The sequence below is a fragment of the Dactylosporangium sp. NPDC005572 genome, assembly GCF_040605515.1.
GTDB lineage: Bacteria > Actinomycetota > Actinomycetes > Mycobacteriales > Micromonosporaceae > Dactylosporangium.
Window position 1 is genome coordinate 18,429 of record NZ_JBEXCY010000014.1, and the last position, 24,580, is coordinate 43,008.

At 71.8% G+C, this 24,580-nt stretch carries 28 protein-coding genes and 1 pseudogene; 25 read left to right on the forward strand and 4 right to left on the reverse strand.

The window, feature by feature from the left end; all coding sequences use genetic code 11:
* The first annotated feature begins 754 nt into the window (after positions 1-754).
* From ffh to ABZS66_RS10390, 15 genes and pseudogenes are all read left to right on the forward strand, one after another.
* Positions 755-2,293, forward strand: a complete 1,539-nt coding sequence (gene ffh / locus ABZS66_RS10320) for a signal recognition particle protein (protein WP_354756794.1) — start codon at positions 755-757, stop codon at positions 2,291-2,293.
* Positions 2,277-3,374: an amidohydrolase family protein gene (locus tag ABZS66_RS10325; protein WP_354756795.1), complete on the forward strand. Its 1,098-nt coding sequence runs from the start codon at positions 2,277-2,279 to the stop codon at positions 3,372-3,374. The genes ffh and ABZS66_RS10325 overlap by 17 nt, the downstream gene beginning before the upstream one ends.
* Before the next feature lie 10 nt (positions 3,375-3,384).
* Positions 3,385-4,035, forward strand: a complete 651-nt coding sequence (locus ABZS66_RS10330; RefSeq protein ID WP_354756796.1) for a DUF402 domain-containing protein — start codon at positions 3,385-3,387, stop codon at positions 4,033-4,035.
* A 29-nt stretch (positions 4,036-4,064) separates the two neighbouring features.
* Entirely contained in the window at positions 4,065-4,691 is a 627-nt protein-coding gene (locus ABZS66_RS10335; protein ID WP_354756876.1) for a DUF402 domain-containing protein, read from the forward strand.
* A gap of 175 nt (positions 4,692-4,866) precedes the next feature.
* Positions 4,867-5,337, forward strand: a complete 471-nt coding sequence (rpsP, locus tag ABZS66_RS10340; protein ID WP_354756797.1) for a 30S ribosomal protein S16 — start codon at positions 4,867-4,869, stop codon at positions 5,335-5,337.
* The gene (locus ABZS66_RS10345; RefSeq protein WP_033357826.1) at positions 5,312-5,569 is read left to right on the forward strand and encodes an RNA-binding protein; all 258 of its coding nucleotides are present in this window, start codon (positions 5,312-5,314) and stop codon (positions 5,567-5,569) included. The genes rpsP and ABZS66_RS10345 overlap by 26 nt, the downstream gene beginning before the upstream one ends.
* Before the next feature lie 4 nt (positions 5,570-5,573).
* Positions 5,574-6,125 carry a ribosome maturation factor RimM gene (rimM, locus tag ABZS66_RS10350; protein ID WP_354756798.1) on the forward strand — a complete coding sequence of 184 codons (552 nt, stop codon included), beginning with the start codon at positions 5,574-5,576 and terminating at the stop codon, positions 6,123-6,125.
* On the forward strand, positions 6,122-6,826 hold the full coding sequence (gene trmD / locus ABZS66_RS10355) for a tRNA (guanosine(37)-N1)-methyltransferase TrmD (protein ID WP_354756799.1): 705 nt from the start codon (positions 6,122-6,124) through the stop codon (positions 6,824-6,826). The genes rimM and trmD overlap by 4 nt, the downstream gene beginning before the upstream one ends.
* 117 nt (positions 6,827-6,943) lie before the next feature.
* Complete coding sequence (gene rplS / locus ABZS66_RS10360) at positions 6,944-7,303, forward strand: 50S ribosomal protein L19 (protein ID WP_354756800.1); 360 nt, start codon at positions 6,944-6,946, stop codon at positions 7,301-7,303.
* A 607-nt stretch (positions 7,304-7,910) separates the two neighbouring features.
* A complete protein-coding gene (gene lepB, locus ABZS66_RS10365; RefSeq protein ID WP_354756877.1) occupies positions 7,911-8,750 on the forward strand; it encodes a signal peptidase I in 840 nt (279 codons plus the stop codon).
* A 21-nt stretch (positions 8,751-8,771) separates the two neighbouring features.
* Complete coding sequence (gene lepB, locus ABZS66_RS10370; RefSeq protein ID WP_354756801.1) at positions 8,772-9,413, forward strand: signal peptidase I; 642 nt, start codon at positions 8,772-8,774, stop codon at positions 9,411-9,413.
* A 21-nt stretch (positions 9,414-9,434) separates the two neighbouring features.
* Positions 9,435-9,893: an NUDIX domain-containing protein gene (locus tag ABZS66_RS10375; protein ID WP_354756802.1), complete on the forward strand. Its 459-nt coding sequence runs from the start codon at positions 9,435-9,437 to the stop codon at positions 9,891-9,893.
* A 1-nt stretch (position 9,894) separates the two neighbouring features.
* Entirely contained in the window at positions 9,895-10,641 is a 747-nt protein-coding gene (locus ABZS66_RS10380) for a ribonuclease HII (protein WP_354756803.1), read from the forward strand.
* Positions 10,638-10,958: a DUF2469 domain-containing protein gene (locus ABZS66_RS10385; protein ID WP_354756804.1), complete on the forward strand. Its 321-nt coding sequence runs from the start codon at positions 10,638-10,640 to the stop codon at positions 10,956-10,958. The genes ABZS66_RS10380 and ABZS66_RS10385 overlap by 4 nt, the downstream gene beginning before the upstream one ends.
* A 110-nt stretch (positions 10,959-11,068) precedes the next feature.
* Positions 11,069-11,458: pseudogene (locus ABZS66_RS10390) on the forward strand (M23 family metallopeptidase); the annotation flags it as partial.
* On the opposite strand, the gene ABZS66_RS10395 reads toward ABZS66_RS10390, so the two are convergent.
* From ABZS66_RS10395 to ABZS66_RS10405, 3 genes are read right to left on the reverse strand one after another with little or no spacing between them, the layout of a single operon-like run.
* The gene (locus ABZS66_RS10395) at positions 11,451-12,620 is read right to left on the reverse strand and encodes an aminotransferase class V-fold PLP-dependent enzyme (RefSeq protein WP_354756805.1); all 1,170 of its coding nucleotides are present in this window, start codon (positions 12,618-12,620) and stop codon (positions 11,451-11,453) included. The pseudogene ABZS66_RS10390 and the gene ABZS66_RS10395 sit on opposite strands and share 8 nt — an antisense overlap.
* Positions 12,595-13,485: a tyrosine recombinase XerC gene (locus ABZS66_RS10400; RefSeq protein WP_354756806.1), complete on the reverse strand. Its 891-nt coding sequence runs from the start codon at positions 13,483-13,485 to the stop codon at positions 12,595-12,597. The genes ABZS66_RS10395 and ABZS66_RS10400 overlap by 26 nt, the downstream gene beginning before the upstream one ends.
* A complete protein-coding gene (locus ABZS66_RS10405; protein WP_354756807.1) occupies positions 13,482-13,712 on the reverse strand; it encodes an ACT domain-containing protein in 231 nt (76 codons plus the stop codon). Before ABZS66_RS10405 ends, ABZS66_RS10400 begins: the two co-directional genes overlap by 4 nt.
* A 96-nt stretch (positions 13,713-13,808) precedes the next feature.
* On the opposite strand from ABZS66_RS10405, the gene ABZS66_RS10410 reads away from it, so the two are divergent.
* Genes ABZS66_RS10410 through dprA form a run of 4 tightly spaced genes read left to right on the forward strand, consistent with a single transcriptional unit; the run spans position 13,809 to position 17,871 of the window.
* Complete coding sequence (locus ABZS66_RS10410) at positions 13,809-14,756, forward strand: helix-turn-helix domain-containing GNAT family N-acetyltransferase (RefSeq protein ID WP_354756808.1); 948 nt, start codon at positions 13,809-13,811, stop codon at positions 14,754-14,756.
* Between the two features lie 48 nt (positions 14,757-14,804).
* The gene (locus ABZS66_RS10415) at positions 14,805-15,170 is read left to right on the forward strand and encodes a YraN family protein (RefSeq protein WP_354756809.1); all 366 of its coding nucleotides are present in this window, start codon (positions 14,805-14,807) and stop codon (positions 15,168-15,170) included.
* On the forward strand, positions 15,170-16,678 hold the full coding sequence (locus tag ABZS66_RS10420; protein WP_354756810.1) for a YifB family Mg chelatase-like AAA ATPase: 1,509 nt from the start codon (positions 15,170-15,172) through the stop codon (positions 16,676-16,678). Before ABZS66_RS10415 ends, ABZS66_RS10420 begins: the two co-directional genes overlap by 1 nt.
* The gene (gene dprA, locus ABZS66_RS10425; protein WP_354756811.1) at positions 16,675-17,871 is read left to right on the forward strand and encodes a DNA-processing protein DprA; all 1,197 of its coding nucleotides are present in this window, start codon (positions 16,675-16,677) and stop codon (positions 17,869-17,871) included. Before ABZS66_RS10420 ends, dprA begins: the two co-directional genes overlap by 4 nt.
* Before the next feature lie 10 nt (positions 17,872-17,881).
* Here the strand turns inward: dprA and ABZS66_RS10430 are convergent, their stop codons facing one another.
* Complete coding sequence (locus ABZS66_RS10430) at positions 17,882-19,048, reverse strand: pyridoxal phosphate-dependent aminotransferase (protein ID WP_354756812.1); 1,167 nt, start codon at positions 19,046-19,048, stop codon at positions 17,882-17,884.
* Positions 19,049-19,281: 233 nt separating this feature from the next.
* Here ABZS66_RS10430 and ABZS66_RS10435 point away from each other — a divergent pair, with 233 nt between their 5' ends.
* From ABZS66_RS10435 to ABZS66_RS10460, 6 genes are all read left to right on the forward strand, one after another.
* Entirely contained in the window at positions 19,282-20,052 is a 771-nt protein-coding gene (locus ABZS66_RS10435) for a hypothetical protein (RefSeq protein WP_354756813.1), read from the forward strand.
* Between the two features lie 336 nt (positions 20,053-20,388).
* Positions 20,389-21,216 (forward strand): 30S ribosomal protein S2, encoded by an 828-nt coding sequence (rpsB, locus tag ABZS66_RS10440; RefSeq protein ID WP_354756814.1) that lies wholly within the window; start codon positions 20,389-20,391, stop codon positions 21,214-21,216.
* 21 nt (positions 21,217-21,237) lie between these two features.
* Positions 21,238-22,065 (forward strand): translation elongation factor Ts, encoded by an 828-nt coding sequence (gene tsf / locus ABZS66_RS10445; protein WP_354756815.1) that lies wholly within the window; start codon positions 21,238-21,240, stop codon positions 22,063-22,065.
* Between the two features lie 120 nt (positions 22,066-22,185).
* The gene (gene pyrH / locus ABZS66_RS10450; RefSeq protein WP_308195704.1) at positions 22,186-22,977 is read left to right on the forward strand and encodes a UMP kinase; all 792 of its coding nucleotides are present in this window, start codon (positions 22,186-22,188) and stop codon (positions 22,975-22,977) included.
* Positions 22,974-23,531, forward strand: coding sequence for a ribosome recycling factor (gene frr / locus ABZS66_RS10455; protein ID WP_354756816.1), 558 nt, complete (start codon positions 22,974-22,976; stop codon positions 23,529-23,531). Before pyrH ends, frr begins: the two co-directional genes overlap by 4 nt.
* 116 nt (positions 23,532-23,647) lie before the next feature.
* Positions 23,648-24,514, forward strand: a complete 867-nt coding sequence (locus ABZS66_RS10460) for a phosphatidate cytidylyltransferase (protein ID WP_354756817.1) — start codon at positions 23,648-23,650, stop codon at positions 24,512-24,514.
* The last annotated feature ends 66 nt before the right edge of the window (positions 24,515-24,580 follow it).

Sequence of the window (24,580 nt, forward strand, 5' to 3'; positions counted from 1 at the left end):
ACGCGGCGCGGTTTCGGTCGGTCGACTGACCGACTTGGGTGCTCGCGGTTTCGGTCGGTCGATCGACCGGCTGGGGGCTCCGCATGGCGGTCACGGCTGGTGCTCGCGGTTGCGGTCGACCGACCTGGGGCAACGCGGCGCGGTTTCGGTCGGTCGACTGACCGACTTGGGTGCTCGCGGTTTCGGTCAGTCGACCGACCGACTTGGGGCACTCGGCATGGCGGTTAGCGCTGGTGCTCGCGGTTGTGGTCGGCCGACCGGCCTGGGCGGGGTGGTTCGGTCGGTCGACCGACCGACCGAGCAACCGAGCGGCCTCGGGTGCTCGGGTGTCGGTGGCCGCTGGTGTTGGCGGACTCGGTCCGTAGGCCACTGTTTGTCCGGCGTGCTTGTTCGGTCGGTCGACTGACCGACCTGAGGTGGGTTCGGCGCCATTTCGGTCGGTCGACTGACCGAATGGTGGCGACACGACCGCGGCGTGCGTCGGTAGTCGGCTCATGATCGATGGCGAGTTCTGGTTGTCGGGGCAGCCAGAACTCGCCATCGATCATGATGGGTTGGCCGGGAACCGGGCCGGCGGATGCCGAGCTCAAGATCCAGGGAAACATCTGGTCGCCATGACAGCCAGATTCTTCCCTTGATCATGAAAGCGAAGCAGCGCGCATCGACCTTGAGCGAGTCGAAGTGTGCGTAGTGCGAAGGAATCTGCACCGTCGCGTACCCTTCAAGGGACTCCTACACCCGAGGACGGATCGTCGTGTTTGACACCCTCAGTGACCGGCTCTCCGGCATCTTCTCGAAGCTGCGGAGCAAGGGCCGGCTCACCGACGCAGACGTGGACGCCACCGCACGTGAGATTCGGCTCGCGCTGCTCGAGGCCGACGTCGCGCTGCCGGTCGTCAAGGCGTTCATCGCCCGGCTGAAGGAGCGCGCCCGCGGCGCCGAGGTGTCGCAGGCGCTCAACCCGGCCCAGCAGGTTATCAAGATCGTCCACGAGGAGCTCGTCACCACGCTCGGTGGGGAGGCGCGGCGGCTGCAGTTCGCCAAGAATCCGCCCACCGTCATCATGCTCGCCGGCCTCCAGGGGTCCGGCAAGACGACCCTCGCCGGCAAGCTTGCCCGCTGGCTCAAGGGGCAGGGCCACCAGCCGCTGCTCGTCGCCGCCGACCTCCAGCGGCCCAACGCCGTCAACCAGCTGCAGGTGCTGGGCGGCCGGGCGGGCGTCGAGGTGTACGCGCCGGAGCCGGGCAACGGCGTCGGCGACCCGGTGGCCGTCGCCCGCGAGTCGATCGAGCACGCGCGGCGGCAGATGCGCGACATCATCATCGTCGACACCGCCGGCCGGCTGGGCATCGACGCCGAGATGATGCAGCAGGCCGCGAACATCCGGGACGCGGTCGACCCCGACGAGGTGCTGTTCGTCATCGACGCCATGATCGGTCAGGACGCGGTCACCACCGCCGAGGCCTTCCGCGACGGTGTGGGCATCTCGGGTGTGGTGCTGTCGAAGCTCGACGGTGACGCCCGCGGTGGTGCGGCGCTGTCCGTGCGGCACGTGACCGGCCAGCCGATCATGTTCGCGTCGACCGGCGAGAAGCTGGAGGACTTCGACGTCTTCCACCCCGACCGGATGGCCTCGCGGATCCTCGGTATGGGTGACGTGCTCACCCTCATCGAGCAGGCCGAGCAGGCGTTCGCCGACGACGAGAAAGAGCGGATGGCCGCCAAGCTCATGGGCGGCGAGCAGTTCACGCTCGAGGACTTCCTGGAGCAGCTCCAGGCGGTGCGCCGGATGGGCCCGATCGCCAACGTGCTGGCCATGATGCCGGGCATGGGGCAGATGAAGGACCAGCTGGCCGAGCTCGACGACAAGCACTTCGACCGGGTCGTCGCGATCATCCGCTCGATGACCCCGAACGAGCGGGTCAACCCGAAGATCCTCAACGCCTCGCGCCGGGTGCGCATCGCCAACGGCTCGGGCACCAGCGTCACCGACGTCAACCAGCTGCTCAGCCGCTTCGCCGACGCGCAGAAGATGATGAAGCAGATGGGCGGCATGATGGGCCTGCCCGGCGGCCGGCGGAAGGCGACCAAGTCGCCCAAGAACAAGCGCAAGGGCACCAAGGGCGCCAACAGCCGCCAGCCCCGCCTCGGCGGCGGCATGCCCGCGATGCCGCAGCTCCCGCCCGGCCTCGACCCGGCGCAGATGGACCCCAACGCGGCCGGCCTGCCGCCGGGCTTCAAGCTGCCGAAGCTGGACTTTTCGAAGCTCCAGAAGCGTGACAAGGACAACTGAGCAGCCCCTCCACGTCCGGGGCACGGTCCTTCCGGGCGGGGAGCGGCGCGACATCTGGCTGGTCGGCGACCGGGTGACCTTCGAGCCGGTCGGCAACGCCCTGACGGTGGCCGACGGCGGGTTCGTCCTGCCCGGCCTCGTCGACGCCCACTGCCACCTGGGCATCGCCCGCGGCGGCCGGCCGTCCGCCGGCGTGGACCACGCCCGGTCGCTCGCCGTCGTCGACCGCGACGCGGGCGTGCTCGCGATTCGCGACGCCGGCTCCCCGATCCCGTATGCGCAGCTCGACGACGATCCCGACATGCCCCGGCTGGCGCGGGCGGGGCGGCATGTCGCGCCGCCCAAGCGGTACCTGAGAGACATCGGCGTCGAAGTGGGCGAGGGCGACCTGGATGCCGAGGTCGCCCGGCAGGCCGCCGCCGGGAACGGCTGGGTGAAGCTGGTCGGTGACTGGATCGACCGCGGGGTCGGTGACCTCGCCCCGGCGTGGGACGTGCAGGCGATGGCGGGTGCCGTCGCGGCCGCGCACGCCGCCGGCGCGCGGGTCGCGGTGCACGCGTTCGCCGAGGAGTCCGTGGCCGCCCTGGTGCGGGCCGGGGTCGACTCGGTCGAGCACGGCACCGGGCTGTCCGCGGACGACGTCGCCGAGATGGCGGCGCGAGGCACCGCGCTCGTGCCGACGATGATCAACATTGCCACGTTCGGCGGTATCGCGGCGCAGGCCGAGGAGAAGTTCCCGGGGTACGCCCGCCACATGATCGCGCTCCGCGACCGCTTCCCGGCGGTGGTCCGCGCGGCCCACGAGGCCGGCGTGCCGATCTACGTCGGCAGCGACGCGGGCGGCGGCATCGACCACGGGATGGCCGCGCGGGAGATGCTCCTGCTGCACCGCGAGGCCGGCCTGCCCGCCGAGGCGGTCCTGCGCGCCGGCTCCTGGGGCGCCCGGGAGTGGCTCGGCTTCCCCGGCCTGGTCGAGGGTGGCCTGGCCGACCTGGTCGTGTACGCCGAGGACCCGCGCGGCGACCTGACGACCCTGCTGCGGCCGCAGCGCATCGTGCTACGCGGCAGGGTGATCGTCTAGACTCGGCAGCGTGCCGCTGCGTCCCGGAAGACCGGTTCTGCACCGGCACTTCACCCGCGACACGCTGGTCTGGGCGCCCATGACCCGGGTCGTGTCCGATGACGAGCAGGGCACCCGCCTCTGGCTCGCGACCGGCAGCCCGCTCATCCGCGAGGTCACCGTCGACGGCGCCGGGCCGCGCGACCTGCCCTTCGCCGACTGGATCGAGACCCCCAAGAAGATCATCCAGGATGTGTACCGCGGCCCGCACTGCCTGAAGTTCCACCCCCGCGACGCCGCCTACTCCGTCTGGTGGCTCTTCGACCCGTCGTTCGCCTTCCTCGCGTGGTACGTCAACCTCGAAGAACCGTCGGTAACCTGGGACGACGGCGATCTTGCCGGCATCGACCTCACCGATCAGGACCTTGACATCTGGGTGTACCGCGACCGCCGCTGGGGCTGGAAGGACGAGGACGAGCTCGAGGAGCGCCTCGCCTTCCCCGACGCCTACTGGGTCGGCGATCCCGACGCCGTCTGGGCCCAGGGCCGCGCGATCGTCCCCGCGATCGAGGTGGGCGACTGGCCGTTCGACGGCACGTGGACCGACTTCCGGCCGCCGGCCGACTGGACCATCCCCGAGCCCGTCACCAAGGGCTGGGACCGACCGAGGGAGCGCGGTTGAGCGTCGTCTTCACGCCCGGACAGGCGATCATGCACCGCAACGTGCGGCTCGGGCGGCTCGGCTGGGTGCGCCCGGCCCGGGTCGTCTCCGACGACGAGCGCGGGCTGCTGGTGTGGATCGCCCGAGGCACGCCCGTCGTCAACGAGGTGTCGGCGGACGGGCGCGGGATGCGGTCGATGCCGTTCGCCGAGTACGTCACGCTCGGCGCCCCGACGCTGCGGCACGGCACCTGGAACGGCCCGGGCGTGCTGAAGCTGCACCGGCCGGGTGATCCGGCCCACTCGGTGTGGTGGTTCCGCGACGACACCGGGCGGTTCACCGGGTGGTATGTCAACCTCGAGCGCCCCGCGGTCCGCTGGAGCGACGAGGGCGGGGCGGCCGGGGTCGACGTCACCGACGAGGACCTCGACGTGCAGGTCGCCCCCGACCGGACCTGGAACTGGAAGGACGAGGAAGAGTTCCTGGAGCGCCTCGCGATCCCTGAGCACTACTGGGTGCGTGACGAGGCAGCGGTACGGGCAGAGGGCGAGCGGGTCATCAAGGAGATCGAGGCGGGGGCGTTCCCGTTCGACGGCACGTGGACCGACTTCCGCCCACCGGCGGAGTGGGACATTCCGGGCCTGGTGCCCGGCTGGGACCGCCGGCCGCTGCAGTGAGCCCCTGGTTTTTGCGCTCGGTAGCGGGTCTGGCACAATAGTCTGCTGGTATCCGGTGTGTGTCCGAGCCCTCTAACCCGGCGTCACACCAGTCCAACAGAGCAGCCGACCGCGTCATCCCCACGACGTCCGGGCGGTCGCTCGGCTTCCAACAGATCCAGGAGCGAGCAACCAAGTGGCCGTCAAGATCCGGCTCCTGCGGATGGGCAAGATCCGCAACCCGCAGTACCGCATCGTCGTCGCCGACTCGCGCACCAAGCGCGACGGCCGGGCGATCGAGTTCGTCGGGCTTTACCACCCGAAAGAGGAGCCCTCGCGCATCGAGGTCAACTCCGAGCGCATTCAGCACTGGCTGTCGGTCGGCGCGCAGCCGAGCGAGCCGGTGCAGGCGATCCTCAGCAAGACCGGCGACTGGCAGCGGTTCAAGGGCCTGCCCGCGCCGGCCGAGCCGCTGAAGGTGCGCGCCGCGGCGCCCGACCGTCGCGCCACCTATGAGGCCGAGGCCCAGGCCGCCGCCGGTGTGGCGGACGCGCCGAAGGCCAAGAAGGCCGCCGAGCCGAAGAAGAAGGCCGAGGCCGAGGCGCCCGCCGCCGAGGCCGCGCAGGCTGAGGAGCAGTCCGGTGCCGGCGCCGGCGCGGAGGCCTGACGTGCTGCGCCCCGCGCTGGAGCACCTGGTCAAGGGCATCGTCGACAATCCCGACGACGTCCGCGTCCGCATGGTCGACTCCCGTCGCGGTCAGCGTCTCGAGGTCCGGGTCAACCCGGAGGACCTCGGCACGGTGATCGGGCGCGGTGGGCGCACCGCCAAGGCGCTGCGGCAGGTCATCACCTCGATCGGCGGTCGCGGCGTGCGCGTCGAGATCGTCGACGCCTACTGACCGCATGCTCCTCGTCGTCGGTCAGGTGATCCGGGCGCACGGCGTCCACGGCGAAGTCGTGGTCGACGTCCGCACGGATGCTCCGGCTGAACGTTTCGCCGTCGGGTCGGTCCTCACGACCGACTCGACGGCGGTTCGGCGTCTGCAGACCGTCCCGGCCGGGGCCTGGCGGCCGCCGGCGACGCTGACGGTCGAAACCGTCCGGCCGCACCAGGGGCGGCTGCTGGTCGTCTTCGACGGCATCTACGACCGCAACCTCGCCGAGGACATGCGGGGTGTGTTGCTGTGCGTCGACAGCGACACGATTCCGCCCAGCGACGACCCCGACGAGTTCAACGATCACGAGCTGATCGGCCTCGCGATCGTCCGGCCCGACGGCGAGCGCATCGGCGAACTGCTGCGCATCGACCACGCGCCCGCCCACGACCTGCTCGTCGTGCGGCTCACCGACGGGCGCACCGGGCTGGTCCCGTTCGTCCGCGAGATCGTCCCCGAGGTCGACGTGCCCGGCGGGCGGATCGTCGTCACCCCGCCGGAAGGCCTCTTCGACCTATGAGGGTCGACGTCGTCACGATCTTCCCCGACTACCTCGCGCCGCTGGAGCTGTCGCTCATCGGCAAGGCGCGCGCCGCGGGCACGCTCAAGGTCGACGTCCACGACCTGCGCCGCTGGACGCACGACGTGCACCGCACGGTCGACGACTCGCCCTACGGCGGCGGCCCCGGCATGGTCATGCGCCCCGAGCCGTGGGGCCAGGCCCTCGACGAGCTGGCCGGCCCCGACACCCATCTCGTCGTGCCCAGCCCGGCCGGGGCCCCGTTCACGCAGGCCACCGCCCGCGCCCTGGCCGAGGACCCGCACCTGCTGTTCGCCTGCGGGCGGTACGAGGGAATCGACCAGCGCGTCATCGACCACGCGAGCACCCGCATGCGGGTGACCGAGCTCTCCCTCGGCGACTACGTGCTCTTCGGTGGCGAGGTCGCCGTGCTGGTCGTCCTGGAGGCCGTCACCCGGCTGTTGCCCGGGGTGCTGGGCAACGCCGACTCGCTGGTGGACGAGTCGCACGCCGCCGGCGTCCTCGAGGCGCCGATGTACACCAAGCCCCCGACCTGGCGGGGTCTCGACGTCCCGGAGATCCTCCGGTCGGGTGATCACGGAAAGATCGCCCGCTGGCGCCGTGAGCAGGCGCTGCTGCGCACCGCCGAGCGCCGGCCCGACCTGCTCGCGGCCCTCGAGCCCGGTGATCAAGGGACCTGATTTCAGGTTCCGGGCGTCGATGTGGCAAAGTGGTGAGGTTGCCACGGGCATTCGCCCCACAAAACCTATGCGCGTCCCGCACTCGGGCGTGCCTTGAAGTGACGAGGAACAGCCGCGATGAACACGCTGGACGCGCTGGACGCACAGTCGCAGCGGACCGATATCCCCAGCTTCCGCGCCGGTGACACCGTCAAGGTGCACGCCCGCGTCGTCGAGGGCAACCGGTCCCGGGTCCAGATCTTCCAGGGCGTGGTGATCCGTCGCCAGGGCGCCGGCCTGCGGGAGACCTTCTCGGTCCGCAAGGTGAGCTTCGGCGTCGGCGTCGAGCGCACCTACCCGGTGAACAGCCCGGCCGTCGACCGCATCGAGGTCGTCACCCGCGGTGACGTGCGCCGCGCCAAGCTTTACTACCTCCGTGACCTTCGCGGCAAGAAGGCGAAGATCAAGGAGAAGCGCGACACCAGGGTCAGCAGCTGACCCTGCGGTTCGCCACAATGCCATCAGGGAGGGGCGCCATGCGCACCCTCCCTGAGCCATGTCCCGGAACGGCCTTTTCGGCCACGAGGGACTGGGCTCCCCAAAGTGGTCTTGTGCATCTAGGCTGACGCCGATGGCAAGCGACCCCTATGGCCGCGATGGTTACGACGATCGCGGCGATGACTCACCCCCACGTCAACGCCCCCTCGACCAGGAGGGCGAGCAGCGTGGGCAGTTCGGTTTCGGCGGTGTGAGCTACCCGGGACACGATTACTGGGCAGCCACGGGCCGGCCCGAGAACGTCGACCAGCGCTCGTACGACGGCAGTTGGAACCGCGACGGCTACGACACCGAGCCGCGCCGCGACGACCGCTACGACGAGCCGCAGGGTGGCCGGAACGCGGGCCGGGCCGATGAGCTGTACGGCGGCGGCCGGGGTCGCTGGGACCGGGAGCGGTACGACGAGCCGCCGATCGTGCGCGACCGCGCCTTCGAGGACCAGCGCTCGCAGTACGACGACCGTTACGAGCGCAGCTTCGACCGCCGGCGCCCGGCGGCGCGTGACGACTACGACGACGACAGCTCCTCCCAGTCGTGGCGCAGCAAGGTGCGCAAGAAGCGCAAGAACATGCCGCTGTGGCAGGAGCTGCCGCTACTGCTCATCGTGGCGTTCTGCCTCGCGGTGCTCATCCGCACCTTCCTGGTCCAGGCCTTCTTCATCCCGTCCGGCTCGATGGAGGAGACCCTCCTCGTCGGCGACCGCGTCCTGGTCAACAAGGTGCTGTACGACGTCCGGGAGCCCCAGCGGGGCGAGATCGTGGTCTTCGAGGGGCCGGCCAACTGGGCCCCGGAGAACCAGATCGACAAGGACGCGGGCTTCTTCGCCGAGCTCGGCCGCACGGTCGGCGACCTGGTCGGGTTCTCCCAGCCGGGCGAGAAGGACTTCATCAAGCGGGTCATCGGCCTGCCCGGCGACACCGTCGCCTGCTGCGACGTGCAGGGCCGGGTGACGGTCAACGGGTACCCGCTCGACGAGTCGTCGTACGTCTACGAGGACTCGCCGCTCGACGCCACCCCCAACCCGCGGCAGTGCACCGCCCGCCGCTTCGACCCGGTGAAGGTGGAGCCGGGGCAGATGTTCGTGATGGGCGACCACCGCGGGGTGTCGCAGGACTCGCGCTGCCAGGGCCAGGTGCCGATCGACAATGTGATCGGGCGGGCCTTCGTCATCCTGTGGCCGAGCAGCCGATGGGGCTGGCTCTCGGTACCGGAGACATTCAAGAACGTGCCGAAGAGCGCGGCGGCGCCGGCGTCGCCCGGTCCGCGGGTCACCCGCGTGCCGCAGGTCCCATTGACGCCGGACTTCTTCGTTGCCCCCTTGGCGGCTTCTGCCATGGTTTCGACCCGTTCGGCGCGTCCGCAGCGGTTGAGGCGTCGCCGATGGTGAGGAGCACGTACCCTTCAGGGCGTGATTGACGAGCAGACCAAGAAGCGCGGCAGTTTCTGGCGCGAGTTGCCGGTGTTGCTGGGCGTGGCGATCATCGTCGCCGTCGTGGTGCGGGCCTTCGTTCTCCAGACCTTCTACATCCCTTCGGAGTCGATGGAGAACACCCTCCTGATCAAGGATCGGGTGCTCGTCAACAAGCTGGTCTACGACTTCCGCTCCCCGCACCGGGGCGAGGTGATCGTGTTCGAAGCGCCGAACTCGTGGCGCAACGACCCGTCGGAAGAGGACTTCATCAAGCGGGTCATCGCGGTCGGCGGCGACCACATCGTGTGCTGCGACGACAAGCAGCGGATCACGGTCAACGGCACGCCCCTGGACGAGACGTACATCTACACCACCGAGGACGGGCTGCAGGACCTGCCGAGCGAGGAGCAGTTCGACGTCACGGTGCCCAAAGGGCGGCTGTGGGTGATGGGGGACCATCGGTCGCGGTCGGGCGACTCGCGGTACAACTTCATCAGGATGAAGGATCCGGTCCAGGCCACCATCTCCGAGGACGACGTGATCGGCCGCGCGTTCGTGGTCTTCTGGCCGTTCTCCAGAGCCAAATGGCTCAGCGTCCCCGACACCTTCGAGAAGGTGCCCGATCCCGCCGCGAGGTGAGCACGTCGTAGTCTCGTCGGTATGACGGACGGCGCGGGGGTCATCGATCGCAGGGCGGCCCGGGTGCTCCTGATCGATCCGGCCGGACGGGTTCTGCTGCTGCACGGCTGGGATCCGGCCCGCCCCGACCACCGCTACTGGTTCACCGTGGGCGGCGGCCTGGAGGACGGGGAGACGCTGCTCGACGCCGCCGTGCGGGAGGTCTTCGAGGAGACCGGGCTGCGCGTCGAGCCGGCCGACCTGACGGGACCGGTCCGCACCGACGTGGTCCGCTTTCCGTTCGACGGGCAGTGGTATACGCAGGAGCAGGCCTTCTTTGTCGTGCGTACGCTGGAATTCGAGGTCGACCTGACCCACCTGGGGGAGTACGAGGTCGGCTGCATCGACGTCGGCCGGTGGTGGTCGGCCGACGAGCTGCGGGAGACGTCGGAGCGGTACTACCCCGGGGACCTCGTCGCGCTCCTGCGGGAGGTGGGGTGACGTGCTGGCGCCCCCTCGCACCGTCGTGCACCGCGCCGCGGGCCTGTGGGCCCTGGAGCGGGCGCTGCAGCGGCGCGGCTTCGACCGGGTCGCCGGCGCCGACGAGGCCGGCCGGGGCGCGTGCGCCGGGCCGCTCGTGGTCGCCGCGGTCGTGCTGCCGCAGGGCCGCCGCGGCGAGATCGAGGAGCTCAACGACTCCAAGCTGCTGACCGCCGCCGCCCGCGACCGGATCTACGAGGAGGTCGTGCGGCGGGCCGAGGCCTGGTCGGTGGTCATCATCCCGCCCGGCGACATCGACCGCCGCGGCCTGCACGTGTGCAACCTGGCCGGGATGCGCCGGGCGTTCGCCGGGCTGTCGGTCCGCCCCGACTACGTGCTCACCGACGGCTTCCGCGTCGACGGGCTGGGTGTGCCCGGGCTGGCGGTGTGGAAGGGTGACCAGGTCGCCGCCTGCGTCGCCGCCGCGAGCGTCGTGGCGAAGGTCACCCGGGACCGGATCATGCAGGACCTGCACAAGACCCATCCCGAGTACGGCTTCGACGAGCACAAAGGCTACTCGACCCCGGATCACCAGGCCGCGCTCTCGATGCACGGGCCGTGCGCCGAGCACCGTTTCTCCTATGCGAACGTGGCAGCGGTAGGGCGCCCGGGCCAAAGGCGCGGTAACGTCGGCGTGGCGCCCGGCGCGCCCGCACGGGTGCCGGCGCAAGTGGGCGACAATGTGGCTATGGAAGGCGGACCGCGATGAGCGCCGAAGATCTCGAGAAGTACGAAACCGAGATGGAGCTCCAGCTCTACCGGGAGTACCGCGACATCGTCCGCCAGTTCTCCTACGTGGTGGAGACCGAGCGCCGGTTCTACCTGGCCAACCAGGTCGACCTGCACGTGCGCAACTCCGACGGCGAGGTCTACTTCGAGGTCGAGATGCACGACGCGTGGGTCTGGGACATGTACCGTCCGGCCCGCTTCGTGAAGAACGTGCGGGTGATGACCTTCAAGGACGTCAACGTCGAGGAGCTCGAGAAGCCGGACATCTCGCTCCCCGACAACGCCTTCGGCTCGTAGTTGTCCACAAGGCCGTCGTTGTCCACAGATCTTGAGGGTCGGGGCGACGGCGGCTGTCCTGTCTGCGGGACCCTTCCGGGGTGCTCGCTCTGCTGCTCGCCCTGACGCTGTTCCGTGCCCCGCTGCCCTTGGACGTCGTCCGCCCGTTCGAGGCGCCGCCCTCTCCGTATGCGCCCGGCCACCGGGGTGTCGACCTCGCGGGTGCCGACGGCGCCCAGGTGGTCAGCGCCGGACTCGGGGTCGTGACGTTCGCCGGGCCCGTGGCCGGTCGGGGCGTCGTCGCCATCGCCCATCCCGGCGGCCTGCGCACCACCTACGAACCCGTCGACCCCCTGGTCAGTGCCGGGATCACGGTGGCGGCCGGGACGCCGATCGGCCTGCTGCGGGCCGGTCACTGCCCCGCCGTCTGCCTGCACTGGGGCCTGCGGGACGGCGATACGTACCTCGACCCGCTGAGCCTCCTGGGCCGCGGCCGGGTGCGCCTGCTCCCCATCACCGGAGCAGTTTCGGCAGCCCCTCGGCGAGCCGCTGGAAGTCCTCCACGCGGTTGTAGACCTGGGCCGACAGCCGCAGGTAGCCCCGGCCGTGCCAGGCGGCCAGCCCGACTTCGGCGCCGAGCTCGTCGGAGATCCGGCGCCGGAGGGTGACGGCCGACGTCAGGTCGGCGGCGACCCCCGGCGGCAGCGGCACCAGCGTCATCGGCAGGCCGGTCGGCGGCGGCGCCTCGGTGCCGATCGCCGCGGCCACGACGTGCTGCCCGTGCTCGGCCAGCGCCGCGTTGTGCCGCCGCACGTCGTCGACGCCCAGCGACCGCAGCACGAACAGGCCGGTGGGCGCGGCGAGCCACGGGGTGTAGTCGTGGGCGCCCACCCACTCCAGGCTGGCCGGGAAGCCCGCCTCTGTCGACCAGGACAGCACCAGCGGCCGGATGCGGGACCGCCAGGCCGGCGCGACGCTGAGCAGCGCCGTGCCGCGCGGTGCGAACGCCCACTTGTGCAGGTTGCCGACCCAGAAGTCGGCGCCGAGCTCGCTGACCGGGTCGTCGACGATCCCCGGGCCGTGCGCGGCGTCGACGTGGACGGCGACGCGGTCGCCGGCCGTCGCCCGCACCGCATCGATGATCTTGCGGACCGGGAACAACCGCGCCGTCGCGGCGGTGACCCGGTCGACGATCACCAGCCGGGTCCGCGGCGTGATCGCGCCCAGCACGGCGGCCGTCACCGTCGTGTCGTCGGCGTTCATCGGGACCCGCGCCACCCGGTGGACGGCGCCGGTCCGCCGGCAGGTCTCGTCGACCGCCAGGTCCACGGCGCCATATCCGTGGTCGGTGGTGAGGATTTCCTCTCCGGTACCGAGGGGAATGCTCGACAGGACGATCGAGGTCCCGGTGGTGGCGTTGTCGACCAGCGCCGTGCCCTCCGGGTCGGCGCCCACGAACGCCGCCAGGTGCCGCCGGACGTGCGCGACGCGCTCCTCCAGCCCGACGCTGAAGAACCGGTGCGGGTTGGCCTCCATCTCGTCACGGAAGCGCTGCTGGGCCCGCTGGACCGTGATCGGCACCATGCCGAAGGAGCCGTGGTTGAGCTGGGCGACGGTCGCGTCGTTGGAGAAGAGCAGCCGCGCGCCGGGAATCGGGTCAGGCACGCGGATGGGCTTGTTCATATGCGGCACGCAATCGCTCGATCGACACATGAGTGTAGATCTGCGTGCTCGACAGCGAGGCGTGTCCGAGCAACTCCTGCACGGAGCGCAGGTCGGCGCCGCCCTCCAGCAGGTGCGTCGCGGCCGAGTGCCGCAGGTCGTGCGGCGAGGTGTGCGGCAGGCCGGCCGCGCGGGCGTAGCCGTCGACGATCCGCCGCGCCGCGGTCGTCTGCAGCCGGCCGCCCCGCGCGCCCAGCAGCAGCGCGTTGCCGCTGGCGGAGACGGCCAGCGCCGGCCGGCCGTGCCGCAGCCAGGCGGTGAGGGCCTGGTCGGCCGGCAGCCCGTAGGGCACGGACCGCTCCTTGTCGCCCTTGCCGACCACCCGGACGACCCGCCGCATCCGGTCGACGTCGGCCAGGTCGAGCCCGCACAGCTCGCTGACCCGGACGCCGGTGGCGTAGAGCAGCTCCAGGACGAGGCGGTCGCGCAGGCCGACGGCGTCGGCGCGGCCCGCCGGCCCGGTCACCAGCGTCGCGGCCTGGTCCTGGCGCAGCACCGTGGGCAGGTCGCGGTGGGCCTTCGGGCTGGCCAGGCGCTGGCCGGGGTCGGTCGGGACGAGGCCCTCGCGATGGGCCCAGGCGGTGAACGTGCGGGCGGCGGCCGCGCGCCGCGCCAGGCTGGTCCGGGCGTCGCCGGCGGCCCGGCGGCGGGCCAGCCAGCCGCGCAGGATGGCGAGGGTGAGGTCCTGCGGACCTTCGGCGCCGCCCTCGGCGGCGTGCCGGAGCAGGTCCGTGACGTCGCCGACGTAGGCGCGGACGGTGTGGGCGGACCGGTTGCGCTCGGCGGCGAGGTGCCGGGCGAACGCATCGACCGCCTCCGCCATCATGCGTCCACGATAGCGGCCGCTCGCACTCCGGGGATCTCCTCCAGCAGCGTGGACAGCGACCGCTCGATCACCGGTCCGGGCACGCTGATGGTGAACTCGTCGGTCGCCACTGCGCCGTCGCGGCTGAGCACCCGCATCTCATGGATGTCGACGCCCAGGCGACCGAGCAGCGTCGTCACCTGGCCGAGGGAGCCGGGACGGTCGGGGAGCTCCACGATGAGTCTCATGGGACGAGCCTTCCGAACGTGCGTTTCCGGGCGATTTCGACGCCACGTCGTTCGTGTTCGTTGACTTCGTCAACTGATTGCTTGACTATGTCAAGTATGACTACCGAGGCTGTGGCGGCCGTGCGGAGGTTCAGCCGCTTCTACACCAACATGATCGGCGCGCTGCGGGCCGGGCTGCTCGACTCGCCGTACTCGCTGTCGGAGAGCCGTGTGCTCTTCGAGCTCGCCCAGACGCCCGACGGCGTCGACGTCGCCGAGCTGCGGCACCGGCTCGACATGGACGCCGGCTACCTCAGCCGGATCCTCGGCCGCTTCGAGGCCGACGGCCTCGCCGTGCGGGAGCGCTCCGCGGCCGACGGCCGCCGCCAGCGGATCAGCCTGCTGGAGGCCGGCCGCTCGGGGGCGGCCGACCTGGGCCGGCGCTCGGACGCGCAGGCCGCCGCGCTGCTCGCCTCGGTGAGCGACGTGGACCAGCGGCGGCTCGTGGGCGCGATGGCCGCAATAGAGTCGATCCTGGGCGACCCGGTTCCCTCGGCCCCGGCGGTGGTGCTGCGGCCGGTGGGCCCGGGCGACCTCGGCTGGGTGGTGCAGCGCCACGGGGTGCTCTACGCCGGCGAGTACGGCTGGGACGAGACCTTCGAGGCGATGGTGGCCCGCATCGTCGCCGACTACGCGGCGGGGCACGACCCGCGCCGCGAGCACGCCTGGATCGCCGAGGTCGACGGGGAACCGGTCGGCTCGGTCTTCTGCGTCCGCGACACCGAGACGACCGCGAAGCTGCGGCTGCTGTTCGTCGACCGGAAGGCCCGCGGCCTGGGCGTCGGCACCCGGCTCGTCGACGAGTGCCTGCGGTTCGCCACCCGCGCCGGCTACCGCGACATCGTGCTGTTCACCCATGACGTGCTCGCCGACGCCCGCCGCGTCTACCAGCGGGCCGGGTTCGAACTGGACAGTTCCGAGCGGGCGCCGGCCTACGGGCACGACCTCGTGCACCAGTACTGGCGGCGGTCGTTGTCCACAAGCGACCCGTTGTCCACAGTTTGATCTTCCTCCGCCGTCGCGGCGGGCCGGATTTTGGCAGAGTCCCGGGCCATGACGCACCACAACCAGATCGTCGCGGGTTACGGGGAACGCCTCGCCGGCCGCTATCTCGTGTCCCAGGGCCTCGTGATCCTCGACCGCAACTGGCTGCCGCCGCCCGGCCCGCTCCGCGGGGAGCTCGACCTCATCGCCCGGGACGGCGCCGACGTCGTCTTCGTGGAGGTCAAGACCCGCCGCAGCGTCCGCTACGGCAGGCCGGCCGAGGCGGTCGTGCCCAGCAAGGCGCGCCGCCTGCGCCGGCTGGCCCTGCAGTGGCTGGCCGCCAACGACGCGACCTACCGCAACGTCCGCTTCGACGTCGTCAGCGTCCTGCTGAGCCGCCCGATCGCCGTCCAGCACCTGCGCGGGGCCTTCTGATGGGTTACGCACAGGTGCGGTCGGTGGCGCTGTCCGGCGTCGTCGGCGAGGTGATCGTCGTGGAGGCCGACGTCGCACCCGGCCTGCCCAGCCTGGTCGTGTCCGGCCTGCCGGACGCGGCGCTGAGCGAGGCCCGCGACCGCATCCGCGCCGCCGTCCACAACTCGGGCGCGTCGTGGCCGCAGCAGCGCATCACGGTCAACCTCCTGCCGGCCCACCTCCGCAAGCACGGTTCGGGCTTCGACACAGCGATGGCGCTGGCCGTCCTGGCCGCCGGCGCCGGCCTGCCCATCGGCCGCCTGGTCGACGCGGTGGTCCTCGGCGAGCTCGGCCTCGACGGCACCGTCCGCCCGGTCCGCGGGGTCCTGCCGGCGGTGCTGGCGGCCAGCCGCGCGGGCGTCGGCGCCGCCGTGGTCCCGCCGGCCAACGTCGCCGAGGCGCGCCTGGTGCCGGGCGTGGAGGTGCGGGCCGCCGACAGCCTGGGGCGCATCATCGGCTATCTCCACGGCGCCGAGCGCCTGCTCGATCCGGTCTCCGGCGCATCCGTGCCCGAGCCGCCGCCGCTGGACCTCGCCGACGTCCTCGGTCAGGAGCGCGGCCGGCGGGTCATCGAGCTGGCCGCGGCGGGGCGCCACCACGTGGCGATGTTCGGCCCGCCGGGCGCCGGCAAGACGATGCTGGCCCACCGGCTCCCCGGCATCCTGCCGCCGCTGGGCGACGAGGAGGCGATCGAGGCGACGGCGCTGCACTCGGTGGCGGGCACCCTGCCGCCGGGCAGCGGCCTGATCCGGCGCCCGCCGCTGCAGTCGCCCCACCACACGGCCTCGGTGGCCGCCCTGGTGGGCGGCGGCTCGGGCCTGGCCCGCCCGGGCGCCATCAGCCTGGCCCACAACGGCGTCCTCTTCCTGGACGAGTGCGCGGAGTTCCAGCCGGGCGCGCTGGACGCGCTGCGGGAGCCGCTGGAGGAGGGGCGGATTCGGCTGCGGCGGGCGTCGGGGGAGACGGTCTACCCGGCCCGGATGCAGCTGGTGATGGCGGCGAACCTGTGCCCGTGCGCCCGGCCGCCACACCTGTGCCAGTGCCCCTCGGTGGTGCGCCGGCGCTATCTGGGCCGGTTGTCCGGTCCGCTGATGGACCGCATCGACCTGCAGGTCGATCTCGACCCGGTCCGCTCGGCCGCCCTCGTCGACACCGAGATCGTCGAGTCCTCGGAGGTCGTCGCCAAGCGGGTGGCGGAGGCCCGGGGCATTGCCGCCGAGCGATGGAAGCCGTGGGCCGGGGCCAACGCCGAGGCGCCCGGCCACGTCATCCGCCACCACCGGATGCGACTGCCGCGGTCTGTCCTCCACCCACTCGTCCGGGCCGTGGACCGGGGTCGCATGTCGGCCCGCGGGTTCGAGCGATGCGTCCGCGTCGCCTGGACCATGGCCGACCTCGACGGCCGCTCGGCTCCCGACACGGGCGACGTGGCCGAGGCCCTGCAGATGCGCTCGCGGAGCAGCCGATGAGCGACGATCGCGAGGCGCGGATGGCGCTCGGGGTGCTGGTCGAGCCCGGGAGCCGGGAGCTCGGGCTGCTGGTCCGTGCCGAGGGGGCCGCCGTCGCGCTCGACTGCGTGCTGCGGGGCGTCGGGGTCACCGACCACCTCGCCGGGGCGGTCCGCGCGCGGCTGGTGTCGGCCGGACTGGCCGGCGCGGCGGATGTCACCGCCCGGATCGTGGAGGGGTTGACCGAGCGGGCCGACCGGCTCGGCGCCCGGATCGTCACCGCGGCCGACGACGAGTGGCCGCCGGCGCTCGACGACCTCGTGTCGGCCAGCCGCGAGGGCAACATGCTGCGCCGGGACACGGATCCGCCGCTCGCGTTGTGGATCCGGGGCGCCGGGCGGCTCGCCGACGTGCTGGTGCGGTCGGTGTCGGTGGTCGGCGCGCGAGCGGTGACGGCGTATGGCGAGTTCGTGGCCTCCGAGTTCGCGTACGGGTTGGCCCAGCGGGGCTGGACGGTCGTCTCCGGCGGCGCGCTCGGGGTCGACGTCACCGCCCATCGCGGCGCGCTGGCGGCGGCCGGGCCGACCGTCGCGGTGCTGGCGTGCGGGATCGACCGCAACTACCCGGCGGCCAACGCCAACGTGCTGGAGCGGATCGCCGAGGAGGGGCTGCTGCTCACCGAGTGGCCGCCGGGCACCAACCCGCACAAGACGCGGTTCCTGACCCGCAACCGGGTCATCGCGGCGGCGACGCGCGGCACGGTGGTGGTCGAGGCCGGGTCGCGCAGTGGGGCGCGGAACACGCTCGGGTATGCGCGGCTGCTGCGGCGCTCGGCGATGGTCGTGCCCGGGCCGATCACGTCGGCGATGTCGATCGGCTGCCACGTGGAGCTGCGGGTGCCGGGCACGGTGCCGGTGACCCGGGTCGAGGAGATCATCGAGGAGGTCGGGGCGGTGGGGGAGCTGGCCGACCCGATCCAGGGCGCGGAGCGGCCGGAGGACGTGCTCGACCCGTTGCAGGCCCGGATCCTCGACGCGGTGCCGCCGCGGCGCCCGCGCACGGCCGAGGAGGTCGCCGCCGTGGCCGGGGTCAGCGGCCGCGACGCGCGGCGCAACCTGCCGCTGCTGGAGGAGCTGGGGTTCGTGGTCCTGGGCGACGCCGGCTACCGGCTGGCGGCCGGGCTCGACGTGCCCCGGCCGCCGGAGGAGGGCTGAGATGCGCGGTTCAGAGCCGTTGCAGGCGGGCGACGGCCTCGTCGAGCACCTCGTCGCGCTTGCAGAAGGCGAAGCGCACGAGCCGGCGGCCCGCGGACACGTCGTCGTAGAAGACCTGCGTGGGCACGGCGACGACGCCGCAACGCTCCGGCAGCGCCAGGCAGAACTCGATGCCGTCGGTGCCGCCGAGCGGGGTGATGTCGGCGGTGACGAAGTACGTGCCCTCGGGCCGCAGCACCGCGAAGCCCGCCTCGGCCAGGCCCTGGCACAGGCGGTCGCGCTTGCGCTGGAGGTCGTCGCGGAACTGCTCGTAGTAGGACCGCGGCGAGTCCAGCGCCACCGCGACCGCCGGCTGCAGCGGGCCGGCGTTGACGTAGGTCAGGAACTGCTTGACCCGCGTCACCGCCGACACCAGCGGGCGGGGGCCGCAGGCCCATCCGATCTTCCAGCCGGTGCAGGAGAAGGTCTTGCCGGCCGAGGAGATCTGCACGGTCCGCTCGCGCATGCCGGGGAGGCCGGCCAGGGGCACGTGCGGCGCGGCGGCGTCGGTGAAGATCAGGTGCTCGTAGACCTCGTCGGTGACGGCGTAGGCGTCGAACTCGGTGCACAGGGCGGCGACCTGCGCCAGCTCGTCGGCGGTGAAGACCTTGCCGGTGGGGTTGTGCGGCGAGTTGAGCAGCACCAGGCGGGTGCGCGGGCCGAAGGCGTCGCGCAGCTCGGCCGGGTCGAAGGTGTAGCGCCCGTCGTGGACCCGCAGTGTGACCGGCCGCCGGACCGCGCCGGCGAGGGCGATCGAGGCCGCGTAGGAGTCGTAGTAGGGCTCGAAGCAGACGACCTCGTCGCCGGGCTCGCACAGGGCCAGGATGCTGGCCGCGATGGCCTCGGTCGCGCCGGCCGTCACCAGGATCTCGCCGTCGGGGTCGTAGTCGAGCCCCCAGAAGGCCTTCTGGTGCGCGGAGACCGCGGCGCGCAGCTCGGGGACGCCGGGGCCCGGCGGGTACTGGTTGCGACCGCCGTGGATCGCCGCCGCGGCCGCGTCGAGCATCGCGGCCGGGCCGTCGGTGTCGGGGAAGCCCTGGCCGAGGTTGACCGAGCCGGTGCGCACGGCGAGCGCCGACATCTCGGCGAAGATGGTGGTGCCGAAGGGGCGCATGCGGGCGACGAGGGGATCAGTCACCCCCCGAGTATGCGGCCCGCCACGCTGGACCTGCGCCGGGTGGCGGTGATCATGCTTAGGGCCTACCGTGACGGACCGTGGATGGACGCCGCAGTTTCCCGGACCCGGATGCCGAACCCCGCTGGTATCCGGATGATCGGGGATATGACGACCGTGTCCGGGACGAATCGCCCCGTGACGAACGCGGATACGGGGACGATCGGGGATACGGCGAGGAGCGGGACCGCGGCTACGTGCCGACCCGGTACGCCGAGGAGCGCGACGGCTACCGGGTGCCCGAGCCGCGCCAGACCGGCCGGGGGTACGAGCCGGTGTACGGCGACAGCCCGAGCGGGCAGTTCCCGGGCCCGCTGAGCCGCGACCCGTACGGCAACGACTCCGCGGAGATGCCGCTCGAGTCGGTGAGCCGGTCGCGCCGGTCGGAGCCGATCGACCGCAGCACGCTGCAGCGGCCGACCTCCGGGGCGCCCGCCGCGCCCGAGCCGGTGCCGGCGACGGCGCCGCTCTCCGGCCCGCCGATGTCCGGTCCGCCGATGTCGGGCCCGCCGCTCGCGCTGCCGACCGTGCCGCCGCCCCCGCCGGGTGGCCACGGCGGCCATGGCGGGTACGCGGGGCCGCCGCCCGGCGCCGAGGGCACCAGCGCCTTCGCCGCGCCGACGACGCTCACCGCCGCGGTCCCGCCGCCCGGTGTCGAGCCGGGTGGCGCGGTGTACCGCAGCAAGCGGCCGGGTCTGGCCGTCGCGCTGGTGGTCCTGACCGTGGTGTTCGAGCTGCCGGTCCTGCGGCTGTTCCTGACGGCGGTCACCGCCGACCGGATCGAGGCCGGCGGGACGCTCGCCGGCATCTTCATGATGGTCGGCATGCCGATGTTCGCCCTCGGGCTGTACGGCCTGATCGGCGGCGCGGCGGGCGCGGCGCCAGGGGCGCGGGCGTGGTCGCGGACGCCGCTGGCGTACCTGCCGGTGGCCCTGCTGCTGTTCGTCGCGGCCGGCCTCGCCGCCTGACGAAGCCGCCTGACGAAGCCGCCTGACGAAGCCGCCTGACAGACTGCCTGACGAAAACGGCAAAACCGCCCGAACCGGTCGTGGCCGGGGGGATTCGAGCTCTCCTCCCGGCTACGCGTACACTTTCCATCGGCGACCGCGCACGCGCGGTCGACCTCGCGCGCCCTCCCACAGCCCGCCGCACTTCTTCTGCGCCGGGCGATCAAGGGCGGCGGCCGCCCTGGTCCCGAGATCAGCAGTCAGCATGCACTCGGGTGAGAACGGCCGACGACCGGGCGCCAGGACGGCGGTCCGACCGGCCCGCCGTGACAACCAGGATCGAAGGGATCCACCAACATGGCTGTGACCATGCGCCAGCTGCTTGAGAGCGGCGTGCACTTCGGGCACCAGACTCGCCGCTGGAACCCGAAGATGAAGCGCTTCATCTTCACCGAGCGCAACGGCATCTACATCATCGACCTGCGCCAGACCCTCGACTACATCGAGAAGGCCTACGACTACATCCGCAACACCGTCGCCGAGGGCGGCTCGGTGCTGTTCGTGGGCACGAAGAAGCAGGCGCAGGAGGCCATCGCCGAGCAGGCGACGCGCGTCGGTCAGCCCTACGTGAACCACCGCTGGCTGGGCGGCATGCTCACCAACTTCCAGACCGTCTACAAGCGGCTCCAGCGCATGAAGGAGCTGGAGTCGCTCGACCTCACCGGCACCGCGCAGGGCTACACCAAGAAGGAGACCCTGCAGCTGTCGCGCGAGCAGACCAAGCTGAGCCGCACGCTCGGCGGTCTCCGCGACATGCAGAAGCTCCCGTCGGCGATCTGGGTCATCGACACCAAGAAGGAGCACATCGCGGTCGACGAGGCCCGCAAGCTGGGCATCCCGGTCATCGCCGTGCTCGACACCAACTGCGACCCGGACGAGGTCGACTTCCCGATCCCCGGGAACGACGACGCCATCCGCTCCGCCGCGCTGCTGACCCGCGTGGTCGCCGACGCGGTCGCCGACGGCCTGATCGCCCGGTCCGGACGGGCCACCCGCGCCGACCAGAAGCCCGAGCCGGGCGTCGTGGCCGGTGACGAGCCGCTCGCCGAGTGGGAGCGTGAGCTGCTCGAGGGTGCCAAGCCCGCCGAGGCCGGCCCCGCCGCCGAAGACACCACCCAGGCGTAACCCGAAGAGCGAGAGAGAGTCATGTCCAACTTCACCGCCGCGGACGTCAAGCGACTCCGCGAACTCACCGGCTCCGGCATGATGGACTGCAAGAAGGCGCTCGAAGAGGCCGAGGGCGACTTCGACAAGGCTGTCGAACTGCTGCGCATCAAGGGTGCCAAGGACGTCGGCAAGCGCGCCGGCCGCACGACGGCCAACGGCCTTGTCGCGCACGCCGGCTCGGGTCTGGTCGAGCTCAACTGCGAGACCGACTTCGTGGCCAAGAACGAGGCGTTCGTCGAGCTCGGCCAGAAGCTGGCGGAGCACGTCGACGCGATCAAGCCGGCCGACGTCGACGCCCTGCTCGCCTCGAAGCTCGGCGACAGCACCGTCGCCGACCTGATCCAGGCCGAGTCGGCCCGGATCGGCGAGAAGATCGTCGTGAACCGCATCGCGGTCCTCGGCGACCAGGTCGCGATCTACATGCACCGCAAGAGCCCCGACCTCCCGCCGCAGGTCGGCGTCGCGGTCGAGTTCACCGGCAAGACCGACGAGGCTGCCGTCGCCGACGCCCGTGGCGTGGCGATGCAGATCGCCGCGATGCGCCCGAAGTACCTCACCCGCGAGGAGGTGCCCGCCGACGTCGTCGAGTCGGAGCGCCGCATCGCCGAGGAGACCGCCCGCGAGGAGGGCAAGCCGGCGGCTGCCCTGCCGAAGATCGTCGAGGGCCGGGTCAACTCGTTCTACAAGGACTTCGTCCTCATCGAGCAGCCCTCGGTCGGCGACAACAAGAAGACCGTCAAGCAGGTGCTGGCCGAGGCCGGTATCGAGGTGACGCGGTTCGTGCGCTTCGAGGTCGGCCAGGCCTGATCCGGCGCAGCCGAGAACGGTAGCGATCGCGCAGAGGGGGTCACGGTGTCCACATGTGGAGGCCGCGACCCCCTCGTCGTACATACCAACCAGAGTCCGACCGCTCGAAAGGTGCCATAGATGACGAACACCGCCATGGAAGCGACACGACAGGCACTGGCGCCCACCCCGATCGGGGCGCGGCGCGTCGTGCTCAAGCTCTCCGGCGAGGTGTTCGGCGGCGGTGCCGTCGGTGTCGATCCGAACGTCGTGCGGCACATGGCCCGCCAGATCGCGACGGTCTCCCGCCGCGGCGTGCAGGTCGCCGTGGTCGTCGGCGGCGGCAACTTCTTCCGCGGCGCCGAGCTCTCCCGCGCCGGCATGGACCGGTCCCGCGCCGACTACATGGGCATGCTGGGCACCGTCATGAACTGCCTGGCGCTGCAGGACTTCCTGGAGAAGGAAGGCATCGACACGCGCGTGCAGAGCGCGATCAGCATGGCGCAGGTCGCCGAGCCGTACATCCCCCGGCGGGCGATCCGGCACCTGGAGAAGGGCCGCGTGGTCATCTTCGGCGCGGGCGCCGGCATGCCGTACTTCTCGACCGACACGGTCGCCGCCCAGCGGGCGCTGGAGATCCACGCCCACATGGTGTTGATGAGCAAGAACGGCGTCGACGGGGTGTACACCGCCGACCCGCGCACCGACCCGACCGCGCGGAAGCTCGACAGCCTGACCTTCGCGGAGGCTCTGCTGCAGGGCCTGCGGGTCGTCGACCAGACGGCGTTCAGCCTCTGCCAGGAGAACGCGCTGCCGATGCTGGTCTTCGGCGCGGAGGGGGAGGACAACGTCGCTCGCGCGTTGAGTGGTGAGAGGATCGGCACGCTCATCACCGCCGAGCCCATCCCGGACCGAGGAGGAAAGACCACGTGATCGAAGAGACACTCTTCGAGGCCGAAGAGAAGATGGAGCGCGCGATCGAGCACGCCAAGGAGGAGTTCGCGGTCATCCGTACCGGCCGCGCCACCCCGGCGATGTTCGGCAAGGTGATGGTCGACTACTACGGCACGCCAACTCCGCTGCCGCAGATGTCCTCGATCGGGATCCCCGAGCCGCGCATGGCGATCATCAAGCCGTACGACGCCTCGCAGATCGGCGCCATGGAGCGCGCCATCCGCGACTCGGACCTGGGTGTGAACCCCAGCAACGAGGGCACTCAGATCCGCATCCTGCTGCCGCAGATGACCGAGGAGCGCCGCCGCGAGATGATCAAGGTGGCCCGGCACAAGGCCGAGGACTCGCGGGTCGCGATCCGCAACGTCCGGCGCAAGGCCAAGGAGGAGCTCGACCGCATCGTCAAGGACGGCGAGGCGGGTGAGGACGAGGGGCGCCGCGCCGAGAAGGAGCTCGACGACCTGACCCACCGGTTCGTCGTGCAGGTCGACGAGCTGCTCAAGCACAAGGAAGCCGAGCTACTCGAGGTCTGATGGCCCACCTCGACCGAGCCCACCGGCTCCCCGGAGACCCGTCGACCCGGGCGCGGCAGGACGTTGCCGCGCCCGAGTTGTCTGCGAGCCTTGCCCAAGAGGTGGTACCGGCTGCCGTGTCAGCGAACGGAAAGACGCCCGCGCCGGGCGAGCCGAAGCGCAAGAGCCGCGCCGGCCGGAACCTGCCCGCCGCGATCGGCGTCGGCGCCGGCCTGGGCGGGCTCGTCATCGTCTCGCTGTTCGCGTTCGACAAGTGGCTCTTCCTCGGGCTGATCATCGCGGCCGTACTCGTCGGCAGCTGGGAGATGGTGCGCGCGGTCAGCGTGCAGAAGGCCCGGCCGCCCCTGGTGCCGCTGCTGCTCGGCGGCCCGCTCATGGTGTGCCTCGCCTGGTTCGGCGGCGCCGACGAGCTGCCGGTCGGGCTGCTCGCCACGTTGCTCTTGATCTTCATCTGGCGGTTCGCCGCCGGGCCGGCGCACTATCAGCGCGACGTCACCGCCGGCGCTTTGATCGCCGTGTACGTCCCGTTCCTCGGGTCTTTCGCCGCGCTCCTGGCCTATCCGGCCGAGGACGGCAGCGTCCGGGTGCTGGTGACGATTCTCGCCGTGGTGCTGTCCGACACCGGCGGCTATGTCACCGGCGTGTTCCTCGGCAAGCATCCGATGGCACCGTCGGTGAGCCCGGCCAAGTCGTGGGAGGGCTTCGCCGGCTCGGTCGTCTGGACCGGCGCCGGCAGCGCGGTCGCCCTGCCGCTGCTGCTCGACGACGCCGTCTGGTGGCACGGAGCGGTCTTCGGCGTCGCCGTGTCGATCGCCTCCGTCCTCGGCGACCTCGGCGAGTCGCTGATCAAGCGGGATCTCGGCGTGAAGGACATGAGCAACCTGCTGCCCGGGCACGGCGGGCTCATGGACCGCCTCGACTCGGTGCTGCTCGCCCTGCCGACCGCGTACGCCGTCCTGGCTTTTCTGGTCCCGCCCTGGTAGCTGAGCGTGACGCTCTCGTGAGCGGCCTTGTAGATCACGCGCCTCGGCATGGGACACTGGATAGCG

What these genes read in the sequence shown, in the direction of transcription:
- ABZS66_RS10335 (WP_354756876.1), top strand. Translation starts at nt 4,065, where the DNA reads ATGCACCGCAACGTGCGGCTCGGGCGGCTCGGCTGGGTGCGCCCGGCC.
- rimM (WP_354756798.1), top strand. Translation starts at nt 5,574, where the DNA reads ATGCTCCTCGTCGTCGGTCAGGTGATCCGGGCGCACGGCGTCCACGGC.
- trmD (WP_354756799.1), top strand. Translation starts at nt 6,122, where the DNA reads ATGAGGGTCGACGTCGTCACGATCTTCCCCGACTACCTCGCGCCGCTG.
- rplS (WP_354756800.1), top strand. Translation starts at nt 6,944, where the DNA reads ATGAACACGCTGGACGCGCTGGACGCACAGTCGCAGCGGACCGATATC.
- ABZS66_RS10375 (WP_354756802.1), top strand. Translation starts at nt 9,435, where the DNA reads ATGACGGACGGCGCGGGGGTCATCGATCGCAGGGCGGCCCGGGTGCTC.
- ABZS66_RS10385 (WP_354756804.1), top strand. Translation starts at nt 10,638, where the DNA reads ATGAGCGCCGAAGATCTCGAGAAGTACGAAACCGAGATGGAGCTCCAG.
- ABZS66_RS10395 (WP_354756805.1), bottom strand. Translation starts at nt 12,620, where the DNA reads ATGAACAAGCCCATCCGCGTGCCTGACCCGATTCCCGGCGCGCGGCTG.
- ABZS66_RS10400 (WP_354756806.1), bottom strand. Translation starts at nt 13,485, where the DNA reads ATGATGGCGGAGGCGGTCGATGCGTTCGCCCGGCACCTCGCCGCCGAG.
- ABZS66_RS10405 (WP_354756807.1), bottom strand. Translation starts at nt 13,712, where the DNA reads ATGAGACTCATCGTGGAGCTCCCCGACCGTCCCGGCTCCCTCGGCCAG.
- ABZS66_RS10410 (WP_354756808.1), top strand. Translation starts at nt 13,809, where the DNA reads ATGACTACCGAGGCTGTGGCGGCCGTGCGGAGGTTCAGCCGCTTCTAC.
- ABZS66_RS10415 (WP_354756809.1), top strand. Translation starts at nt 14,805, where the DNA reads ATGACGCACCACAACCAGATCGTCGCGGGTTACGGGGAACGCCTCGCC.
- ABZS66_RS10420 (WP_354756810.1), top strand. Translation starts at nt 15,170, where the DNA reads ATGGGTTACGCACAGGTGCGGTCGGTGGCGCTGTCCGGCGTCGTCGGC.
- dprA (WP_354756811.1), top strand. Translation starts at nt 16,675, where the DNA reads ATGAGCGACGATCGCGAGGCGCGGATGGCGCTCGGGGTGCTGGTCGAG.
- rpsB (WP_354756814.1), top strand. Translation starts at nt 20,389, where the DNA reads ATGGCTGTGACCATGCGCCAGCTGCTTGAGAGCGGCGTGCACTTCGGG.
- tsf (WP_354756815.1), top strand. Translation starts at nt 21,238, where the DNA reads ATGTCCAACTTCACCGCCGCGGACGTCAAGCGACTCCGCGAACTCACC.
- pyrH (WP_308195704.1), top strand. Translation starts at nt 22,186, where the DNA reads ATGACGAACACCGCCATGGAAGCGACACGACAGGCACTGGCGCCCACC.